Origin of the sequence: Streptomyces sp. NPDC127114, assembly GCF_042677525.1 — a bacterium.
GTDB lineage: Bacteria > Actinomycetota > Actinomycetes > Streptomycetales > Streptomycetaceae > Streptomyces.
Genome location: NZ_JBHXTJ010000026.1, coordinates 57,720 through 75,552, shown reverse-complemented (window position 1 = coordinate 75,552; position 17,833 = coordinate 57,720). Strand labels below are relative to the sequence as shown.

At 70.9% G+C, this 17,833-nt stretch carries 17 protein-coding genes; 9 read left to right on the top strand and 8 right to left on the bottom strand.

Annotated elements, in window-relative coordinates:
• Positions 1–29 precede the first annotated feature (29 nt).
• The 5 genes from ACFVGS_RS24720 (at position 30) to ACFVGS_RS24700 (ending at position 4,096) form a co-directional block, all read left to right on the top strand.
• Entirely contained in the window at positions 30–812 is a 783-nt protein-coding gene (locus ACFVGS_RS24720) for an SDR family NAD(P)-dependent oxidoreductase (RefSeq protein ID WP_385693697.1), read from the top strand.
• Positions 813–890: 78 nt separating this feature from the next.
• The gene (locus ACFVGS_RS24715; protein WP_384407754.1) at positions 891–1,241 is read left to right on the top strand and encodes a carboxymuconolactone decarboxylase family protein; all 351 of its coding nucleotides are present in this window, start codon (positions 891–893) and stop codon (positions 1,239–1,241) included.
• A 296-nt stretch (positions 1,242–1,537) separates the two neighbouring features.
• Positions 1,538–2,980 carry an NADP-dependent phosphogluconate dehydrogenase gene (gene gndA, locus ACFVGS_RS24710; RefSeq protein WP_385693696.1) on the top strand — a complete coding sequence of 481 codons (1,443 nt, stop codon included), beginning with the start codon at positions 1,538–1,540 and terminating at the stop codon, positions 2,978–2,980.
• A 58-nt stretch (positions 2,981–3,038) separates the two neighbouring features.
• Positions 3,039–3,590 carry an OsmC family protein gene (locus ACFVGS_RS24705; protein ID WP_385693695.1) on the top strand — a complete coding sequence of 184 codons (552 nt, stop codon included), beginning with the start codon at positions 3,039–3,041 and terminating at the stop codon, positions 3,588–3,590.
• Between the two features lie 131 nt (positions 3,591–3,721).
• On the top strand, positions 3,722–4,096 hold the full coding sequence (locus ACFVGS_RS24700; RefSeq protein WP_385693694.1) for a hypothetical protein: 375 nt from the start codon (positions 3,722–3,724) through the stop codon (positions 4,094–4,096).
• Between the two features lie 56 nt (positions 4,097–4,152).
• On the opposite strand, the gene ACFVGS_RS24695 is transcribed toward ACFVGS_RS24700, so the two are convergent.
• From ACFVGS_RS24695 to ACFVGS_RS24665, 7 genes are all read right to left on the bottom strand, one after another.
• Positions 4,153–5,355: a hypothetical protein gene (locus ACFVGS_RS24695; RefSeq protein ID WP_385693693.1), complete on the bottom strand. Its 1,203-nt coding sequence runs from the start codon at positions 5,353–5,355 to the stop codon at positions 4,153–4,155.
• Positions 5,352–6,233 carry a hypothetical protein gene (locus tag ACFVGS_RS24690; RefSeq protein WP_385693692.1) on the bottom strand — a complete coding sequence of 294 codons (882 nt, stop codon included), beginning with the start codon at positions 6,231–6,233 and terminating at the stop codon, positions 5,352–5,354. Before ACFVGS_RS24690 ends, ACFVGS_RS24695 begins: the two co-directional genes overlap by 4 nt.
• A complete protein-coding gene (locus tag ACFVGS_RS24685; protein WP_385693691.1) occupies positions 6,214–7,650 on the bottom strand; it encodes a hypothetical protein in 1,437 nt (478 codons plus the stop codon). The genes ACFVGS_RS24690 and ACFVGS_RS24685 overlap by 20 nt, the downstream gene beginning before the upstream one ends.
• The gene (locus tag ACFVGS_RS24680; RefSeq protein ID WP_385693690.1) at positions 7,647–8,471 is read right to left on the bottom strand and encodes an AAA family ATPase; all 825 of its coding nucleotides are present in this window, start codon (positions 8,469–8,471) and stop codon (positions 7,647–7,649) included. Before ACFVGS_RS24680 ends, ACFVGS_RS24685 begins: the two co-directional genes overlap by 4 nt.
• Positions 8,465–9,292 carry an AAA family ATPase gene (locus ACFVGS_RS24675; RefSeq protein WP_385693689.1) on the bottom strand — a complete coding sequence of 276 codons (828 nt, stop codon included), beginning with the start codon at positions 9,290–9,292 and terminating at the stop codon, positions 8,465–8,467. Before ACFVGS_RS24675 ends, ACFVGS_RS24680 begins: the two co-directional genes overlap by 7 nt.
• Entirely contained in the window at positions 9,289–10,923 is a 1,635-nt protein-coding gene (locus tag ACFVGS_RS24670) for a Mu transposase C-terminal domain-containing protein (RefSeq protein WP_385693688.1), read from the bottom strand. The genes ACFVGS_RS24675 and ACFVGS_RS24670 overlap by 4 nt, the downstream gene beginning before the upstream one ends.
• Before the next feature lie 318 nt (positions 10,924–11,241).
• Complete coding sequence (locus ACFVGS_RS24665; protein WP_385693687.1) at positions 11,242–11,472, bottom strand: hypothetical protein; 231 nt, start codon at positions 11,470–11,472, stop codon at positions 11,242–11,244.
• A gap of 121 nt (positions 11,473–11,593) precedes the next feature.
• Here ACFVGS_RS24665 and ACFVGS_RS24660 point away from each other — a divergent pair, with 121 nt between their 5' ends.
• The 3 genes from ACFVGS_RS24660 to ACFVGS_RS24650 all read left to right on the top strand — a co-directional run bounded on the left by ACFVGS_RS24660 (position 11,594) and on the right by ACFVGS_RS24650 (position 15,009).
• Positions 11,594–12,055, top strand: a complete 462-nt coding sequence (locus ACFVGS_RS24660; protein WP_385693686.1) for a hypothetical protein — start codon at positions 11,594–11,596, stop codon at positions 12,053–12,055.
• Between the two features lie 1,559 nt (positions 12,056–13,614).
• A complete protein-coding gene (locus ACFVGS_RS24655; RefSeq protein ID WP_385693685.1) occupies positions 13,615–14,640 on the top strand; it encodes a phosphotransferase in 1,026 nt (341 codons plus the stop codon).
• Positions 14,641–14,793: 153 nt separating this feature from the next.
• Positions 14,794–15,009 carry a hypothetical protein gene (locus ACFVGS_RS24650; protein ID WP_385693684.1) on the top strand — a complete coding sequence of 72 codons (216 nt, stop codon included), beginning with the start codon at positions 14,794–14,796 and terminating at the stop codon, positions 15,007–15,009.
• Positions 15,010–15,357: 348 nt separating this feature from the next.
• Here the strand turns inward: ACFVGS_RS24650 and ACFVGS_RS24645 are convergent, their stop codons facing one another.
• Positions 15,358–16,263, bottom strand: coding sequence for a hypothetical protein (locus ACFVGS_RS24645; RefSeq protein WP_385693683.1), 906 nt, complete (start codon positions 16,261–16,263; stop codon positions 15,358–15,360).
• 346 nt (positions 16,264–16,609) lie between these two features.
• Here ACFVGS_RS24645 and ACFVGS_RS24640 point away from each other — a divergent pair, with 346 nt between their 5' ends.
• Entirely contained in the window at positions 16,610–17,224 is a 615-nt protein-coding gene (locus ACFVGS_RS24640; protein ID WP_385693682.1) for a hypothetical protein, read from the top strand.
• Positions 17,225–17,833 lie beyond the last annotated feature (609 nt).

Here is a 17,833-nt window from a genome sequence, read left to right as displayed (position 1 = left end):
CACCGCACCACCTGAAACAGGAGCACCGCATGTCCAGCAACGCCCTCGACTTCACCGGCCAGAAGGTCATCGTCATCGGCGGCACCAGCGGCATGGGATACGCCATCGCCCGCCACGTCCTCGACGCCGGCGGCACCGCCGTCGTCACCGGCCGCAGCCAGGCGAACGCCGCCGAGGCCGAGGCCGCCCTGTCCACCCACGGCAAGGCGTTCGGCCTGGCGGCCGACCTCGCCGACCCGGCCGCCGTCGACCGCCTGCGCGCCACCCTCACCGAGGAGCACGCCGACGCCACCCTCCTGGTCAACGCCGCCGGCGTCTTCGCCCCGAAGACCTTCCTGGAGCACACGGCCGAGGACTACGACCGCTACCAGGCCATCAACCGCGCCTTCTTCTTCCTCACCCAGACCGTCGCCGCCAACATCATCGCCAGCGGCGCGAAGGGTTCCATCGTCAACATCGGCTCCATGTGGGCCCACCAGGCCATCGCCGCCACCCCGTCCTCGGCGTACTCGATGGCCAAGGCCGGACTGCACTCGCTCACCCAGCACCTCGCGATGGAGCTCGCCTCGGCCGGCATCCGCGTCAACGCCGTCGCCCCGGCCGTCGTCCGCACCCCGATCTACGAGGAGTTCATCCCGAAGTCCGACGTCGACTCCGCGCTCGACGGCTTCAACGACTTCCACCCGATCGGCCGGACCGGCACCCCCGACGACGTCGCCGCCACCGTCGCCTTCCTGCTCTCGGACCAGACCGACTGGGTCACCGGCGCCGTCTGGGACGTCGACGGCGGCGTCATGGCCGGCCGCAACTGACCATCCCCCGCCCCGTCTTGTCATCCGTCCCCGGGCGAGGACGCCCGGGGACCGGGTCCCTGCCCCACAGGAGTGCACGTGTCCTACCACGACCACGACGACCACCAGTACGCCAAGAACCTCCGCGCCGGCGCGCCGGGCGCGTTCAAGGCCCTGATGGCCTTCGACCACGAGGCTCTGTCGGCGGCCGGGAAGGTCATCCCGCGCAAGTACACCGAACTCATGGCCGTGGCCGTGGCACTCACCACGCAGTGCGCCTACTGCATCGAGGCACACACCAAGGCCGCGCACGCCGAAGGCGCGACCCAGGAAGAACTCGCCGAGACCACCATGATCGCGGCCGCCCTGCGCGCCGGCGGCAGCTTCGCGCACGGCTTCATGGCCATGAAGTTCTTCGAACAGGCCGAGCAGACGGCCCCGGTCCCCTAAGCCGCTCCTGCCCCTGGTGCCTCCGCAGGAGGCCCGGCGGTCGCGCTGCCGGCCCCACGTCCGCTGGACGACCTCCCCAGCGCGCCCCCTCCGCCCTCGCACCCGGGCGACAAGGGCGCCATGGGACCGGCCCTGACACCGCCGCCCCTCGTGAGGTTCCCCTCCACCAGGGCGCGGGAGCACCCAGCCCGCGGCACCTCGGCCACACCGGCCGCCGACGGGCACCACCCCGCGACACCGGGCGGGGCCACCACGCCCCGCCCGGCCTGCCCCCACCCCGAAAAGCAGGCACGACCATGAGCACACCGTCCGCCCACGTCGGCATCACCGGCCTCGCGGTCATGGGCCGCAACCTGGCCCGCAACTTCGCCCGCCACGGCTACACCGTCGCCGTCCACAACCGCACCCCGGCCCGCACCCGCGCACTCGTCGAGGAGTTCGGCCACGAGGGCACCTTCGTCCCGGCCGAAACGCCCGAGGAGTTCGTGGCCGCCCTCGAACGCCCCCGCCGCCTGATGATCATGGTGCAGGCGGGCGCCGCGACCGACGCCGTCATCGACGAGTTCGCCCCGCTGCTCGATCCGGGCGACATCGTCATCGACGGCGGCAACGCCCACTTCCTCGACACCCGCCGACGCGAGGCCGCACTGCGCGAGGCGGGCATCCACTTCGTCGGCACCGGCGTCTCCGGCGGCGAGGAGGGCGCCCTGAACGGACCGTCGATCATGCCCGGCGGCTCGGCCGAGGCGTACGACGCCCTGGGCCCCATGTTCGAGACCATCAGCGCCCACGTCGACGGCGAGCCGATGAGCACCCACATCGGCACCGACGGCGCCGGACACTTCGTCAAGATGGTCCACAACGGCATCGAGTACGCCGACATGCAGCTCATCGCCGAGGCGTACGACCTGCTGCGCCAGGTCGCCGGCTACACCCCTGCCGAGATCGGCGACATCTTCCGCACCTGGAACGCCGGGCGTCTCAACTCCTACCTGATGGAGATCACCGCCGAAGTCCTGGCCCACACGGACGCGGCCACCGGCAAGGCGTTCGTCGACATCGTCGCCGACGCCGCCGGCCAGAAGGGCACCGGCCGCTGGACCGTACAGACCGCCCTCGACCTCGGCACCCCCGTCACCGCCATCGCCCAGGCCACCTTCGCCCGCGCCGCCTCCGCCCAGCACGACCTGCGCACCGCCTACCAGGGGCTGCCCGGCGGTACCCGCCCCACGCTCAGCCGCACCGAGGCCGCACGCTTCGCCGCCCAGGTGGAACAGGCCCTGTACGCCTCGAAGGTCATCGCCTACGACCAGGGCTGGACGATGATCCGCGACGCCGCCGCCGAGTACGGCTGGACCATCGACCTCGGTGCCGTCGCCGGGATCTGGCGCGCCGGGTGCATCATCCGCGCCGCCTTCCTCGACCGCGTCCGCGCCGCCCACGCCGCCGACCCGAAGCTCGTCAGCCTGCTGGCCGAGGAGACCTTCGCGAGCGAGATCGCCAGCGCCCAGGTGCCCTGGCGCGAGGTCATCGCCTCCGCCGTCCGCCGCGGCATCCCCACCCCGGCCTTCGCCGCCGCCCTCGCCCACTACGACACCCTGCGCGCCGACCGGCTGCCCGCCGCCCTCCTCCAGGGCCAGCGCGACTACTTCGGCGCCCACACCTACCAGCGCACCGACCGCCCCGGCACCTTCCACACCCACTGGTCCCACTCCGACCGCCCCGAGACGACCACCTGACCCGGCGCGCCCGCGCCACCTTCAACCCCTTTTCACCTCAGCGAAGGAACCAGCACCCATGTCTCTGATCAACGACATCGACGTCCAGGCCCTGAAGGAGACGACGACCGCCGTCGAGGCCGACCCCAGGCTCGGCGAGGCCACCTTCTCCGTCAACGGCGCCTGGCAGGGCGGCTGCCGCCTCACCGCGCAGACCGGCGCCCTGACCACGGGCGGCGAGCGGGACGAGACCCGCGTCGCGAAGTACACGATCAGCAGCGACGAACCCGTCGCACTGCTGGGCACCGACACCGCCGTCTCGCCCGCCGAATACCTGCTCCAGGCGCTCGCCGGCTGCTACACCGTCACCCTCGCCGCCCTCGCCGCGGCACAGGGCATCGAGCTCAAGGGCTTCCGCCTCGCACTCGAAGCCGACATCGACCTCCGCGGCTTCCTCGGCATCGACCCCACCGTCCGCCCGGGCCTTCAGCAGATCCGCGTCCACCTCGACGTCGACGCCCCGGACACCCCGCGCGAACAGATCGAGGAACTCGTCGCCCTCGTCGAGAAGCGCTCCCCCATCCGCGACACCCTGGTCAACCCGGTCGACGTCGCAACGACGCTCGCCTGACCGGCGGGGCGGACCGCGAACCGTGCCCGTGGCCCTGCCCGTACGTCGTCCGCCAGGTCGCGTACAGGTAGGGCCACCACCCAGCGACGAACTCGGAGACGTACCGGACGAATCCCCCGGTCGATGATGTTGTGCTCGCGAGGAAGCAGTGGAGCCGACCGCAGAGCCCGCTGCTGGGAGCGGCGTTCGGTGATGTACTCCCACACCCACCGGTAGGACACCGGGAGCCTGTCGGTACGGAGGTTCAGCTCCTCATACAGCTCGAAGACCGAGCGGCGTTCCTCGGGTGCCTTGGCCTGGTCTTCTTCCAGCAGCGCATCGAGGAACTGACGGGTCTGGTCCAGGTCCTCCTCGTCGGCCGGGAGAAAATGGGGCAGGGGCAGCACGGTCGTGATCGCTTCCTTGACCGTCTGGCGGGAAACGGCGTGCCGGGCGGCCAGGGAGCTCGGCAGCCTGTCGCCGGCGCGGTGGTCACGGCGGATCGCTTCGAAGAGTTCTGTTCCTGACTCGGCCATCGTCTGCTCCCTCTGTGTTTGCGGGTGCGGGGGGGCGCTTGCCCGCCTCATGCTGCCCGGCTCGGCGTGGGTGTGCTGCCCGCGCCGCGGAGAGCGGCGGCCGGCCAGCCGGAACGCGAGGCGGTCGAGGCAGAGTGCCGCTTCGTGGCCGGTGCCTGGTGCTCGTGCAGACCGCAGGCGTGGGCTGCTTCGGTCACGGCCGTCTGGTCCCAGGGGCTCAGCCGCAGCGGGCGGGCGCTGGGCTGGCGCCCTTCCAGTTGCCCGAAACAGCGGGCTGCCTCGATCAAGTCCACCGCCCAGGTGGGGGCCGGGTGCTCTGGGCCGCGGTTCGGTGGGGCCGGCGGGGCCGTGTGGGCGGCGGGCAACTGCAGTTGTGTGGCCGGGCGGCCGGTGAAGACGCGCACTGCCAGGGCCGCGGCATGGACGGGATGGGCGATACGCGTGTGGAGCCGGTGCGCCAGGAGCGCGGTCGGCTCGTCGGGCTCGGGCGGGAAGCTGCCTGCGGCGGGCAGCGGGAGCACCGCGCGGCCCAGGTGGCGGGCCGCTGCCTCGATCACGCCGCGGCCGGGCATGCGGCGGGTGGGCAGCAGGAAGCACGGCTCGTCCTCGCGGGGCGGGAACTGCTCGCCTGCCTCCCACCACGCGAAGGGGCCTGTGGGCGGTGGCGGAGCGGGCGTGGTGAAGGCGCGGTGGGCCGCGGCCAGGGTGTGCGCCTCTTCGTGCCGGAGGGTGGCCAGCGCGGTGGCGAGAGCGGGCGGGAGTGGGCCGTGGAACAGCAGGGTCAGGCGGATTCGGGTGAGTTCCCGCAGGGCAAAGAGATACTCGAAGTGCCTCGAGCTGATGCGATGGGCGCGGGTGACGATGAGGTGACCGGTGCGCAGCGCGAGCGTCCAGGCGGCGAGGGCGCGCCAGGCGGTCTCGGTGTTCCCGGTCCAGTACGTGCCGTCCTCGCTGCCGGCCAGGGGTAAGTGTTTGCCCATACTGCGCAGCAGGTCGTGGGCCAGAGAGGCGGGTGCGCTCGCCACCGGGGTGGGGTGGACGGTGATCCGGCCGGCCTGGGGGGTGTGGGCGGCCAGCGCGGCGGCCATGAAGGCGTGGTCGTCGTGGGGATCGTGCACCACGGTGAGCGGGGGCAGGCCGGGGCGGGTGTGGCCGGGTGACCACGTGGGCTTCCACGGGCTTGTGGTGGTGTTGTCGGACGAGTCGGTGGTGGTCTCGGGCACGGCGGCCGTACGGGGAGGCGGCGTCATCGCGGCCTGGGTGGCTGTGGCGGGGCGGGTACCGGCAAGGGGCTGTCGGTGTATTCGGCGTGGTCTGCGTCGGCGTGGTGGACACGTCGGTGTGGTCCCGGGTCGGCCGCGGCGGGGCGGTGGCCCAGGGCTTGGGGGCCGGCGGTGTCCAGGAGAGGGTGGGCGGCCAGGCCGAGGGCGAACAGCGCATCGGGGTGGGGCGCGGGCGGTTTTCCGGCTGGGGCGAGCAGGCGCCGGTTGGCCAGGCGCGGGATCTGGTCGGCGGGCAGGCCGGGGGTGAGGCCGCGGGCGGTGCGGTGCAGCAGGCGGGTGAGGGCGGCGGCCTCGCCGGGAGCGAGCGAGGCGGCGGTGTGGCCGGTGTTGTACAGGTTCTGCCGCTGTGTGCCGGTGAGCAGGCCGGGGACGCAGGTCAGGTGGATGGTGGTGTCGGTGTGGATGAGCCGTTGCGGGCTGCCTCGCTGCTCGAGGTGTGCGGCCAGGGCGGTGGCGGCCCGCTTGAGGCGGCGTGGGGGCCATTGAAGGGCGCAGGCCAGGTCGTCGGGGTGGATGCGACCGACTTCGAGCAGGGCCGCGTGCAGCACGGTGGCGTGGGTGGCCGCCCCCGGGACAAAACCGCGGGAGGTGTGCTCGGGGACGCGCAGGAGGGACTCGGGTGAGGTGTTCAGCGCGCGGGCGAGGGCGAGCAGGGCCGCGGCGGGCAGGGTGTGCGGGGTGAGGTGGGTGCCCCAGTCGGCGGTGGGAATGCCGGTCAGCGCGGTCAGGTCCTCGTCGGTGAGCCGGCACTGGGTGGCTCGGTGCGCAGGAACATCAGGTCGAACGCGGCCGCGGACGTGTCGCCGGGCGGCGGTGGCTGGTCGCTCACGGGTGCAGCTCCCCAAGGCGCGGTGGGACGTCGGGGGCGGGTGGCGCGGGAGTGTGCAGGTGCCAGCAGCGGGCAGCGGTGTGCCAGTCGTCCTCGGAGTGGGGGTGCACCAGGGCGGGTACCGGAAGGCCGGCGTCGGCGATGAGGGCCTCGAAGCGTGGTGTGGTGCCGAAGCAGTTCGCGAACAGGCCGTGGTTGTCGGCGGTGCGCGGGGTGCGGCGGCGGAATTCGACCGCGGCGCGCAGCAGGGGGCGGGCGCGGGGCGGGACGGCGTACAGGTGCCGGGGCCCGGGCTCCTGGCCGATGTTGATCCGCGAGTCGCGGTCGATGGCCACGGTGGTGCCGTCCTTGTCGACGCCGGTGATCTGGGTCATCGACAGCAGCGACGTGTCGGTTCCGGTGAACAGCAGGGCCGCGATCGCGGCGGCGCGCAGCGGGTTGGGCAGGCGCACGGTGATCGTGTGCACGGTGCGCGGGGTGAGGGGCACGGTGGTGATGCCGGGCCCCGCGCAGCTGGTGAGGTCGTCGGGCACGTTGAGCAGCAGCGAGCGGGACAGGAAGCCGGCCTGGGCGCCGCGCACGCGGGCCACGGTGTGCTGGGCGCTGGGGCTTGAGACGGTCAGGCGGGCCAGGAACAGCCGCACGGCCTCGGTCTCCTGCAGGGTGAAGGGGGTGGGCTCGGCCGGGTGGTCGGCGTCTTCGGTGACCTCGGGTGGGGTTGGCCGGAGTGGGGTGCGGGTCAGCCAGGTGCGGGCGGCGGCGTAGCCGGCGCGGTACTGGCCGTCGGTGTGGGCGAAGTCGGTGGCGTTCTGGCGGCGCCAGCAGTCCGCGCGGAACGCGGCCACACCGCTGCGCGGCAGCACTGGGAGCGGGTGTGCGTGATCGCGCGGGGGCGGGCCGATGCGCCGCCTGGTGGCGGCCGGACCGATCGCCTCGAGAACGGCGGCCGTGCCGCGTACGGTCGCCACGTCCACCAACTCGGCGGCTGTGAGGTGTTCGAGCAGGCGCTGGACGTCGGTCTGCTCCGGGGTGTGGGCGAGGAGGGTCAGGCGGATTCCGGTGTCCGCGCGCCACGCGGCCAGGCGGCGCAGCCGCTCCACCGTGAGGCGGTGGGCGCGCAGCACGATGACCTCGTCAAGGCCGCAGGCCAGGGTCCAGCAGGTCACCGCCCGCCAGGCCGGGTCGGTGGACATCCGCTCGGCCTCGGGCCGGGAGAACCCGTCGCGGCCCATGGCGCGCAGTACGTCCAGCGCGAGGTAGGCCGGGCTGGTGGTGTGCGGGGTGGGGTCGACGGTGATCCGCCCTTGGGCGGGATCGGCCCACTGGTAGGCGGCCCGGTGTACTGCGTGGTCGTCGTCGCTGTCGAGGAGCAGCCGCACCGGCGGCGCCGCCGGTGCGGCGGGCTGTTGTGGGGTGCGACGGGGTGTGGTCATGGGCGTCGGCCCGGGCTGTCGATGCGGTCGACGACGGTCTGCAGCAGGCGCGCGTCGGGTGCGGCGGCTGAGGTGGTGGCCAGGGCCCGCTGGGTGTGGTGGGTGAGCAGGCCCCAGCGGCGCAGGCTGCCGCTGGCGAAGCGGGCGTCCAGCGCCTGCAGCTGGCCGGGTGCGACGGTTTGCCACAGCGGGTGCAGGGCGGGCACTGCCAGGGGGATCTGGTCGCGGGTGAGCGCACAGAGGTGAAGCCAGGCGGCGGTGCGCGTGGCGAGCATCCGCTGGGCGCGCAGGTGCCGTTCGCCGTGCTGCCCGGCGATCAGGACCAGCCCGCCGGGGGTGCCGTCGTGCAGGAAGCGCAGGTATTCCAAGCAGGACCCCGACATCCGGTCGGCGTCGTCGACGACGATGATCCGCGGTGTGGCGGCCAGGGCGCGGCGGATCAGCGTGTCGGCGGCTCCGGGGTCGGCAGGCGGTGCGCCGGTCAGCTCGAGTGCGCCGTGGAGGCCGGCGCGCAGGTCCGCCGGCGCCGGCTGGGCCCGAAGGTCAAGCAGTGCTGCCGCGCCGAGACGGCGTGCCGCGGTGCGGACGGCGAAGGTCTTGCCGACCCCGGCATCACCCAGTACGCACAGGAAGCGCCGCTGGGCACAGGCGTCGGCGAGTGCCTCGCCCACGGCGAGCATGCCCGGGGTGAGCAGGGTGCGTACCCCGGGGACGGCGAGGAAGTGCAGGCCGGACGGGGCAAGGTCGTCCGCAACGGCGAAAGGTTCGGGTGCTGCCGCCTCGGCCCAGGCAGCCCGCGAGCAGGGCGTGGTGGTCAGCACCGTGCCAGGGCCCAGTCCACGATGGCGTCGTCGACCTTCTCCGCGCCGAAGTGCTGAAGTCCCTTCAGGACATGCTTGGTGATCCTTACCCATTCGCGGAAGGAACCGTCGGCATACTGGGTGTCGATCCGTTTCAGCAGCGCCTCGTCAACGTCCCGCCACACCGGGTGGGAGTCGGGAACGGTCGTGAGGACCTCCTCGGGGGACATCGCGAGGATCTCCAGACGAATGTAGATCCGCGAGGCCAGCGCCGGGTCGCTCTGCAGCGTGTCGTACGCCTCCCGGCCGCCGACGAAGAGGATGGCGGGCTTGGGGTCGCAGGTGTCCCACAGCTTGCGCAGGAACTCGAAGTTCTCCCGCCGGTACTGCTGGGCCTCGTCACACACGATCACATACGGGCGCCGCGGGAGGGTCTCGCGCAGCAGCTTGTCGAACGCGGTCGGGGTGCCGGGCATCTTGCAGGAGAGGTTCATCTGGTGGAACAACTCCTCGCGCAGGTCCTTCGGCCCCGGGCGGGAGCGGGCGAAGTCCAGCGGCAGGATCAGATCCGGGTTCATCTCCTGGATCGTGGCCCGGGTGGAAAAGCTCTTGCCGAGCCCGGCATCCCCGTAGATCACCGACATCGCCCGCGATTCGACGGTGTCGACGACGGTGTCCTTGATCTGCAGCAGAGTATCGGTAGCGACCAGTTGCGAGTCCGGAATATCGAGGAAGAACTGCGGACGCAGATCGGGCCGGCGGCGGGGCGCCGTGGCGGACCGGCCCGCGGCCGGCTCGGCGCGGCGCTGGGGCACGTGCTTGCGCCTGGGGGCGGTAGTCATGATGCATCCTTTGAAGACGGATCGGCGGAGGCAGTGGCCTGGCCGGGGCGTACCCAGCCGGCCGGGACGGGAGTCAAGGGCTGGTACGGCTCTACGCGCCGGCGCGGCGCGGCAGGCGCTGACCGGCTGGTGCCCGCGAGTTCGGCGAGCGCCTCTTCCTTGGTCATGCGGGTCGAAGAGACGGGCAGTTGGGGTTCGGTAGCCGGCAGATAACGGCCGCGTTTGCGCTCACCGGAGCGCTGCAGGGCCCGGCGCAGTTCAGCGCTGTGCTCCCGGCGGTCGGCAAGGACCTTGGCGCGCAGTTCCTCGGTGGCCTCGTCGCTGAGGAACGCCCGGCCCAGGTAACGGTCGCCACGGAAGGTGTACAGGTCGATCTCATGGGCGTGGTGCGGCATCCACCGCACCCGCACCTCGACCCCGATCCGGCCGACACCGTTCTCGGGCATGTAGCAGCGGCCCGCGAACTCCACCCCGTGGCTGGTGATCTTCCGGGGCCGGTGGTCGCTCTCCAGCATGAACGCGCGCAGCTCGGCCGGGGTGGGCTCGGGGCGGATCTCAGCAGGGTCGGCCAGCCACGCCTCCAGCGGCGTCAGCCCAGTGCGCTTCACCACGTGCTTCGTGTTGTGCTCGGTGACCCACTCCGCCAGGCGCTGAACGAATGCCTCGAAGGTCAACGGCGGGTCCGTCTCGCCGACGCGGCGGCGGTGATCGAGCAGGGGAGCCTTGGTGTAGCGGGGCAGGTCGGCGAAGAAACGGGTCATGCTGGTGCGGTTCAGCCGCTCGATACCGCCCTTGTGGCGGGCGCTGCGCACCCGGTGCACCGGGACACCGAGCAGGCCGAAAGCCCGCCGGACGGTCTTGGACAGGAAGTCGGCGCCGCCGTCGACCCGTACCAGGTGAGGCAGTCCCCCGGCCGGCCCATAAGGATCCTCCCGCAGGACGGACGCCCGTACGGCCGCCAGGACCGAGCCACGGTGCGCGGAGCCGGCGGTGACCGCCCAGCCCATCACATAGCCCGTGCCGCGGTCCTCGAACCACGTCACCCACACCTTCGACAGCTTCTTGTCGGGCATCACCACGACGAGCGGGGCCTGCTTGTGGTCCCCCTCCCACACCTGGTTCCGGGCCACCGCCGGCCGCTGGAAGGCAGGATCGAAGCCGCGGGCGGCCGGAATACCCTCCCGCAGGCCCGCCATGAAACCGGGATCGAGGTCACGAGCGATCGCGTCGTGCAGCGTGGTCAGACCGACCGGCTTCTCCCCCGCCTCCTCGGCCACGCGCACCAGGTACTCGTGAGCGCGCTTCACATTGCCCTGGTGGTCGGCGAGGACTTCGATGATCTCGTCGGTGATCCGGAACCGCCTGCGCTCCGGCTTCTCCGTGCTGCCGGTCTCCTCAGCCTGCGCCAGCCAGTCCCACACCGTCCTGATGTGCACGTTCAACGCTTCGGAGACCAGCCGCACATGCGCCGTCCTCAGCTCCCCCGCCTTGCGTAGCCGCACCAGCTGAGCCACCGCGGCAGGCCGCAGCTCGTCCCGATGCCGCCCCAAGCTCTCATCCACGGCCCCCAAGGCGTCGCCGCCCGCCGTCACCGGAGCCGACAACCACGCGGAGAGCGAACCGGTAACCAAGGAGTGATCACAGTGCCAGCCTCCGGACAGTCAACATCCGCCCAACTCAGGGCAGTTCGCGTAGCACCCGTGACAGGCGTTACGGACATGACAGTAGAGCCGACACCCCCGACAAGTGCCCGCGTCGATCACCTGGGCGAGTGACACCGATCCGATTCGCCCCGGCCCAACCCCTTCATGCGCTACAGAGCCCACTTCAAAGGAGGTTCGACGAACACTGCACTGGCCGATTCGGGATCACACCACCACTGATTCGGGAAAACACCACCAAGATCAACCATCTGAAACGTCACTGACCAGGACAAAGACGAGTCAGCATCAGTGGTGGGGAAACCCGAACATTTCGGTGGCCTCTTCCCCGAACCTCACACTCGGTGCCTCCCCGGTCGCCACCGCCCTGATGGTGGCGACCTCGTGGGCGCCGGACGGATGCTTGCTCGACCCAGGCGCCAACGCCTTTGGGTAGATCGCGCGGCGTCTGGCGTCCTCCAGCGCAACCTCTTCAACCGCATGATCGGGCAGCTCTACCACTGCCTCCAGCACGGCCACCGCTTCGATGAGGAGGTGGCATTCCCAACCAACCTTGAGGGAGCATTGCGAGCCGCCTAGGCACCAGCCTGATCTCCGGCATGAAGGTGGCGAGGCTGTTCGACGAGGGGGTTCTCAGCACATGCTTACGGCCTTGAAGTGCCGGACCTGCGACGCCGTCCTGTCGTTTCCGCTGCGGCTCGCCGAGTGGCAGCCCTTGACTCGCGTCGAAGGTCGGGAACATTACACCTACGGCCCTTCGACGATGGCCCGTGGAACCTACGCCATCGACCCCGATCCCTACCTCCTCGGCAACGATGGCTCCGGCACAGCCAGAGAAGATTTGCCTACCGCAACCAATACTGTTGTGATCAATCCGCTCGACGGTCAGCTCCTACGACCGCACTGGGAGTCCAGCCGAATCTCCGGCTGTTGTCGGCGAGATGGGCTCGGCGGCCCGAACTTGCTCTGTGCTCGCTGCGGCACCGAGGTCGGTGTCGAGATCTCCGACTGCTGGACCGAATACGACGTTCGCCTGCTTCGAACAATGGTGTCCGAAGAGCCAGCGGAGGACGGCACCGGTACGCCGAACTTGACGAGTTAGGCGCCTGAGGTGTCTCACAGCACGCACACCCACCAGGGAAAACACCCTGTGAGCCTCACAACCACACAGGGCTGAGGGACACGGGCCGGCCCACTCACCACCGGCGGGCGCGGCAGCGCGAGGCGGCGGGGCGGGAGAGTTGGGGGTCCGGTGGTACTGCCCCCAAAGCTTGGGCACCGGGCCTTGCCCGCGCACCCATGCCAGGGCGGGCCGGAACACACCCTACCCACGAGTCAACCCTGCCCGCCGACGTCAGTCGAACGGGTGAGGGGTGATCTGGGCGGAGCGTGGAGGCCGAGCTGGACGCGGCCAGGGCGACCGCGTCGGCCGACCATACGGGGCTATCCCGCGGGTGGGATCCGGTAGACGGAGACGTGCGAACGCGAATCGGCGGTGAATTCGGCACCGGCCAGTCCGCATGCCTAGTGCTGACGTCCGGCGAAGACTGAGCAGCCGAAGCGTGCGCCGCCCTACCGCAGGTGCCGCTCGGGGGCCACGATGAGAGCGAGCCGGACCAGGACCGCTCGGAGGGGGAAGAGTGCGAAACCCGGACGCTGCCCGATACGAATGTGGCGACTGCGGCGCAAGGACAAAGGTCAACATCCGAACAGGCCGCCTCTACTCTCATCAGGTGCCAGGCACGCTTGCTGCCTGCTCAGCATCAGGGGACGTTGTGGCATGTCCCGAGGGTGGTGAACCCCTTGTGCTGCCACCGCTGAGGACCTCGCAGCCGCCCTCAGCTCCTGCCTCCCCGAGGCATGGTGCCGACGGATCGGGAAGCAGCGTTCGCACGGTGCCCGGTGGACTGCCCGGACTCGGCAAGCGACGCTGACCTCATCGCTCAGCACACAGTTGAGGGGGGCGGCCCCGTATCGGGACCGCCCCCTCAGTCCTTGCTCCCGGCCGCCGGCTCTTAGGAGCTGTCCGGCCGATCATGGTTGCCGATCTTCTGCAAGACGCTGTTGGCAGGTCATACTCGACCAGTGAAGCGTGGTGGATTCTCCGAGTTGGCTCTCCGGTGTGCTGTCTGGGGTGGGGCCCTGCTCGCTTCGCCGTTGCTGCTCGTGGCTGGAGGTCCGGCCTACGGGCGGTTCATGCGCTACCTGTGCAGGGACAACGGGCCGGGCCTCTTCGATAAGAAGCGAGGCTGGGTGCATCCGGGGTATTGGGTAGTGATGAACCCCTTGGTTCTCGCGCTGACGTGGCCGACCCGGCGCGGTGGTCTGCTTCCGGCTAAGACCGCAACCAGATAGCTAGCACAGGCGCAGTAACAGTGCCCAGGCAGACGTAGCCGCGCTTGTCGTAGCGGGTGGCGACCGCTCGGGCGGTCTTCAGCTTATTGATGGCCCGTTCGACGGTGTTGCGCTTCTTGTACCTGTCCTCATCGAATCCTGGCGCCCGTCCGCCTTGTGATCCCTTGCGTAGGCGGGCGGCCTGACCGTCGGTCTTCTCCGGGATCTGTGCCGGATGCCGCGCCGCCGCAGGTACTCCTCATGTGAGCCTGCCCTCTTTACGGCACCGCATGGGTCGTGTCGGCAGCGGCCGTGCACAGTAGGGTCGTGAACACGCCACTGCACACAACAGCCGGAGCCTCTGACGCGTCGCCCGGTGCCGGCGGTCGGATCGACATCGACGCCGATGCCGTGAGCGCCCCGCTGAGGGAGCAGCACCCGGATCTCGCGGAGCTGACGCTGCGCCGGGTGGAGGGGGGCTGGGGCCATCGGATGTGGCGGCTCGGTGAGGAGTACGTGATCCGGATGCCGCGGGACCAGTACACGCCCGTGAGCCTGCTGAAGGAGCTCCGGTGGCTGCCGGAGTTGGCGCCGCGGCTGCCTCTGCCCGTGCCGGTGCCGCGACGGGGCGGTGTGCCGGGGGCCGGTTACCCGTATCGGTGGGCGGTGCTCTCCTGGGTGTCCGGTGAGCCGGCGGACCATGCGCCGATCGCCGTCGAGCACGGGCCGCGCTCGGCCGAGGTGCTCGCCGATTTCCTCCTCGCGCTGCACCGGCCGGCCCCGGCCGATGCGCCGGAGGCCGCTCCGCGCGGTGGCCCGCTCGCCCCAATCACCCCCGACTTCGAGCGGCGGGTGGCCGAGTTCGAGGAGCGGCTGCACGAGCTGGCTCCGGGCATCCGTGCCGACGAGCTGCGGGTGGTGTGGGAGGACGCGGTGGCCGCTCCGGTCTGGGCCGGGCCGCCGGTCTGGTTGCACGCGGATCTGCACCCGGCGAACGTCGTGGTGGTCGACGGGGTTCTCGGTGGGGTCGTTGACTTCGACGCCCTCGGCATCGGCGAGCCGGCGGGTGACCTTGCGGCGGCCTGGCTGCTGCTGCCGACCGGCGCCGACCGGCCGTGCCTCGAGCGCTGGCTTGCTGCCCAGCCGGCCGATGAACGGGACGCGGCCGAGGCGACCATCCGCCGCGCCCGGGGCTGGGCCGTACTGCGCAGCCTGATCCTGCTGGGCATCGGGCGGGCGGGACTGTACGGACTGCCGGGTGGCAAACCGGCCTGGGGGCCGGCCGGACGGGCGGCGCTGCAACGGGTGCTGGCCCATTTTCGGCAACACGGCAGCACGGGATCCGCCCGGTGACGCTCGGAACCGTGGCCGTCACCGGTACGGGCGTCCGCTCGAGCGTGATCCGAAAGAGGGCCTAACCTCGCTGTTTCAGTTGCGGCTGCTGGACGGCCGAGCGAGGTCGTTTGAGGCCGTGTCGGCCGGTGGACATGGTGAGGAGCCGACGCGGTGAAGCAAGTCGCCGAAGAACTGCAAGCCCTCGCCGATGCAGCCAACGCCGACTCCCATGCCCGCGGACGTCTGAGGTTCGGCCGGCTAGCCATCGAATACGGGATCCACCAGTACCAGGCGCAACAACGCTGGGCTCACTGGGCACTACAGCAGCTCGACCACGCAGAAGCCTCGGGCACGCACCAGGCACCGGACGGACCGCAGGCACGGTGAACATGCTGCTGGTTCAGGTTCGGTCGAGTTGAGCCGAGGGCGAGTGTCCGCCCTGGCCTGTCAGCCGGCTCAAAGATCAACGCCCGGGTCGCCGCCAACTCCGCCAACACCTGGCTCTCGGGAGAGCGGTGGTTCAGGAAGGCCTGAGCGAGGAGTTCGTACATGCGCGGGACGGCCACGCGGGAGCCTGTGTTGGTTGGTTCTCCAGGGCGTCCGCATGCGCCCCGGGCGCGCCTGGGGACAAGGGACGCGGCCGGTGTGACCGGCGCCGGCCGAAGGACCGGTCACGGCGGTCATGCCCCGGTGACCGATCGGTCACCGACCCGTCTCGATCGGTCACATGCCTGGTCAGGGCGGTGTGGTGAGCGTGGTGGTGAGTACGCGCGGGGCGTGGTGAGTGGCTGCGGCACGCTCACCACGACCTTGTCGGTCAGCGGGTGCACCACGCGGGCGGTGCCGGGTCTCGGTCAGGGTGCCAGCGTCGAAGAGCGCGGGCGCCGACCACTTCCACCTCCACGTCGCCGTCGCGCTGCCCTGATGCTCGGCCTTGGTGTAGCGGTGGCCGCACGTCGGGGACATCTGCGCGCCGTACCGGGCCTGATACGGGGTGCCCGGTCCCGCGCAGGTGACAGTGGCGCCGTCGCCCATCACCCACCGGACGGACGTCACCTTCGCGGTGGCGGTCACGGTGACGCCGCCGGCAGTCGCGAACGCCGTGATGGGCCCGAACGTGTTCGGGGACGGGGTGGTCCACATCCACATGGGCATGCCGACCAGGTGGGTGCCGGCCGCGCGCGACGAGGCGACCGCCGGGCCGTCCAGCCGCATCGAGTCGACCGCCCGGCGCGCCAGGACCTCCGGATCGATCCGCGGCGCCGGGGCGGCGCCGCCGGACGGCACGAACTTGATGCCGACGCGGCCGGCGTCCGTGGTGGTGTCCTCGGCGCACACCTGCACGTCCATGTCGGCGCCCTCGCACAGCCCTACGCCCGGCCCCTCGGCGTGCGCGATCGGGGCGAGGACGGCGGCCAGGAGCACGCCCGCGGCTACCGCCGCTCCTCGTACGTCTGCGAGCGAGTGGCCGGCCAGCCCCCGCCGTGCCGCGTAGTCCGCGATGTTCTGCAGCCGCTCCCCCACCAGCCAGTGGTCCGGGTTCTGGCAGCTGCTCTCGTCGCAGGTGTGCCGGACCACAGCGCCGTTCCGAAGAAGGGCCGCACCGTAGCTGATGGCGAAGCCCAGCACGTGGGCCGACACGACGCGGGAGGTGCCTGCCGTGCGGCTGCCGGCACGGAACGTCCCATGCCCGGAGTCGCTGACGGCGCCCAACCACCAGTGGCACGACGTCGGCCCCGGTCCGCGATACACCTTCGCCTCATACCGGGCGACCGTGACCGGGTCGGCGGAAAGCTGTGCCCACGGAACCGCGGGGATCGGACGCCCGGTCACGCGGCGACTCCTTCGTATTGTGACCTACTGGGCGGGAGACTCACATGAGCGGGTATCTCTACGAGCACGATGGAGAATGCGGGGATGATGGGGGTTGGCCCAGGTGATGAGGTGGCGACGCCCGACTCTGCCGTTGTGGCTGCGGCGTCCTCCGGTGCCCGGATCGCGCCGCTCGCAGAGACAGCGTGCGATTGCTGAACTGCGGGCACAGGGGCGCTACGGCCCGGAACTGCGGGACGTGCTGCCTGGGTTCGTCGGCCTCGGTCTCGCTGTGGCCGTGCCGGTTTTCGCCCTAGTTTGGCTGTACCGCGTGCTCGGCATCGAAGGCTTGGTGCTGGGGGTCGCCCTGCTGGCGGCGGCCACCACCGTGGGGCTCCGCTGGCACCGCGCTGTGGTCCGTCGGCGCGGTGGCATATACACCCCGGCCGAAATCGCGGTGCTCGACGACCAGGTTCTGGCGGCGGCAGCCGAACGGATACTGCGGCGCGACAGCTGGCACGTCATCTCAATGCCGGACCAAGGACGGCCCCGTCTGTACGCGCGCGACCGTGCTGGCCGCCAGCTCGACGTGGCATTCCGCCCGGACAACATGGCGCCGGACGACGAGGATGCCCCTGCCGGCCCCGCCCCCTTGCGGGAAGCGGGCCGCCCCGGCATCGACAACCTGATCCGAGTAGTCATCAGTCGGGGCTCCTACAGCCGCACCGATGTGGTGTGGGCCTCCCGTCAGGGCGGCGTCCACCTGGTCGACGGCCGCCAGCTGCAGTAGTGGGCCACCGGGGTCACCCTGGACGATCTCGGCCTTCCTGGCCAGAGCGAGCGGTAACAGTCCGCTCCACGGTGACGCATCCTCATGAGGCAGAGTTCGGGCGGAAGTTGTTGCACGGGAGCGCACCCCCGCTGTGATGCAGGTCACTAGATCGGTGGGCCGCTCGCACAACCACCGGCGATCATCCCGAGCAGCGCGTGATTCACAGGCGATGCGTTGACTCTCCGTATCCGAAGGGCAACCGAGACGCGCCTCCACCTTCGATTCCAAGGCGAACCAAGTCAGGTGATGCCTCAGGCGTCCCTTATCAGCGTCCAACACCCTATAAATCTAAGGTACCGTGGACGCAGAAAGCCACCGCCGAACCTCAGCGGCTGGACACCTTCGAGGTCTGGCGGTGGCTTTCAACGTTTCGTCATCGCCTCAAGGAAGGAAGCGACATGTCAGAGAGTACAGCCCCGGGGACTCCTGAGTCGGGACGGCTAGGGCGGCGGGTGAGGGTGCTGGCCTGGCGGGCGATGCTCGGCGCGGCCTATACCGCGGGTGCAGGGGTAGTCACGCTCGCCGTGCGCTGGGTCGTCACCTTGTTCTGAACTGACTGACGCCGTC